Genomic DNA, 2754 nt, shown 5'->3' on the forward strand with positions numbered 1-2754 from the left:
GAACAGAACGTGCAGGTGGCGGCCGGCAAGATCGGCCAGTCGCCGGCGCCTGCCGGCACCGCCTTCGAAATGCAGGTCAACGCGGTCGGCCGCTTGAGCGACCCCAAGGAATTCGGCGACATCGTCGTGCGCGCCAATTCGCAGAACGGATCGTTGGTCAGGCTGCGCGACGTGGCCCGTATCGAGCTCGGCGCGCTGCAATATTCCTCATCCGCCTTCTTCGGCAAGGACCCGACGGTGGTGCTGGCCGTCTACCAGATGCCCGGCTCCAACGCGCTCGACCTGCAGCAGCGGGTCAAGGATAAGATGCAGGAGCTGTCGGCGCGCTTCCCGAAGGGCGTCCACTACGCCATGCATTACGACACGACGCGCTTCGTTTCGGCCTCGATGCATGACGTGCTGATCACGCTCGGCGAAGCGCTGGTGCTGGTCGTTGCCGTGGTGTTCATCTTCCTGCAGAGCTGGCGCACCACCATCATCCCGACCATCGCCATCCCCGTGTCGCTGATCGCGACGCTGGCCATCATGTACATGCTGGGCTTCTCGCTCAACATGCTCTCGCTGCTCGGCATGGTGCTGGCGATCGGCCTCGTCGTCGACGACGCCATCGTGGTCGTCGAGAATGTCGAGCGACAGCTCGAAGCCGGCCTCGCGCCGCTGGCCGCGACGCGCGCGGCGATGGCGGAAGTGACGGGACCGATCATCGCCACCACCGCTGTGTTGGCGGCGGTGTTCATTCCCGTCGCCTTCATCCCCGGCGTGTCGGGGCGGCTCTACAACCAGTTCGCGCTGACCGTCGCGATCTCGGTCGGCATCTCCGCCTTCAACTCGCTGACGCTCAGTCCCGCGCTGAGCGCGGCGTTCCTGCGCCATCGCGGCGAAACGCAGTTCGTGCTGTTCCGCTGGTTCAATGCCGGCTTCGACTGGCTGTCGCATGCCTATGCCCATGGCGTCCGCATCCTGATCAAGCTGCGCTGGGCGATGCTCGGCCTGTTCGCGGCCGGCCTGGTCGCCACCTATTTCGTCTGGCAGAAACTGCCCTCGACCTTCCTTCCCGTGGAGGACCAGGGCTATTTCTTCGTCGTCATCCAGTTGCCGGACGGCGCCTCGCTGGAGCGCACCGATGCTGTGGCGCAGAAGGCGCGCGACATCCTGCAGAACACGCCCGGCGTCGACATCGTCGGCTCGATCAGCGGCCTCAACTTCCTGACCAGCGCCGCACAGTCGAACTCGGCGGTCGAGTTCGCGATCCTGAAGCCGTGGGACGAGCGCGGGCCTGAGCAGAACGCCTCGAAGCTGGTCGAGCAGGTGCGGAGCAAGCTCCTGCAGATGCCGGAAGCCTTCGCGCTGTCCTTCGATCCGCCCTCGATCCCGGGCCTCGGCACCACCGGCGGCTTCGAGTTCCAGGTGGAGGATCTTTCGGGCCGCGGCAGCGCCGCGCTCAACGAAGTGACGCAGGCGCTGATCGCCGAGGCGCGCAAGCAGCCGGAGCTCAACCCGCAGCAGCTGTTCTCGTCCTTCTCGACCTCGACGCCGCAGTTCAACTACGACCTCGACCGCAGCAAGGCGAAGCTTCTGGGCCTCAGCCTGCCGGACGTGTTCAACACGCTGCAGATCTATCTCGGCTCGCTCTACGTCAACGACTTCAACCTGTTCGGCCGCACCTTCCGTGTGACCATCCAGGCCGACAAGGACGCGCGCGCCGACGCGACCGACATCTCGCGCCTCTACGTGCGCAACGCGTCGGGCGGCATGGTGCCGCTGAGCACGCTGGGCAGACTGGTGCCGATCGTCGGCCCCGAGACCGTGCCCCATTACAACAACAATGCCTCGGCTCTCATCAATGGCGGCGCGGCTCCGGGCTTCTCGTCCGGGCAGGCGGTGGCGGCGATGGAGCGGGCGGCGGCGAATGTGTTGCCGCGGGACTTCGGCTATGAGTGGACGGGCATCACCTATCAGGAGCTCAAAGCCGGCTCGATCGCCTCTGTTGTCTTCGGGCTGGCGATCGTCTTCGTCTTCCTGATCCTGGCGGCGCAGTATGAGAGCTTCGCGATGCCCTTCATGGTGCTGCTCGCCGTGCCGCTTGCCCTGTTCGGGGCTTTCGTGGTGCTCCTGCTGCGCGGCATGCAGATCGACGTCTACTCGCAGATCGGCTTCGTCATGCTGATCGGCCTGGCGGCGAAGAACGCCATCCTGATCGTCGAGTTCGCCCGACGGCGGCGCGAGGAAGGCCTGACCATCGTCGAGGCGGCGATGGAAGCCGCACGGCTGAGGCTGCGGCCGATCCTGATGACGGCTTTCGCCTTCATCCTCGGCGTGCTGCCGCTGATGTTCGCGACGGGCGCGGGTGCCGCCAGCCGGCAGTCGATCGGCACCACCGTCTTCGGCGGCATGGTGGCGGCGACGATCCTGTCGCTGGTCTTCGTGCCGGTCTTCTACGCGGTCATCGAAAAGCTGCGCGAGCGCGGCGGCGAGCAGGAACCTGCCACGGGGCGCCAGTATGCCCCGCACCAACAAGAGATTGAACCGACCGCCGAGCCGGCGCCTCAGCCGCTCGCCCAAGCGGCTGAATAGCTCGCCCAGGCGGCCGAATAGGATTGGAGATCAATATGCGTAAATGGAAAATCGCTTTGGGAACGGCCGTCGCGCTGGGCGCGATCTCGGTGGCCAGCGTCCACCTGCTCGACATGGGCAATCTGAGCCTCAACGGCGGCACGGCGGGCGCAGCACCTGCACCGGCGGCCTTCGTCATGC

The 2754-nt window shown here is 66.0% G+C and carries 1 protein-coding gene; it reads left to right on the forward strand.

Features of this window, described 5'->3' with window-relative positions; translation table 11 throughout:
* Positions 1 to 2574 (forward strand): efflux RND transporter permease subunit (locus EOA29_RS31750; protein ID WP_145969908.1); only part of this gene is annotated, 2574 nt, incomplete at its 5' end.
* Positions 2575 to 2754 lie beyond the last annotated feature (180 nt).

Origin of the sequence: Mesorhizobium sp. M1E.F.Ca.ET.063.01.1.1, from assembly GCF_003998155.1 — a bacterium.
In the GTDB taxonomy this organism is placed as follows: Bacteria; Pseudomonadota; Alphaproteobacteria; order Rhizobiales; family Rhizobiaceae; genus Mesorhizobium.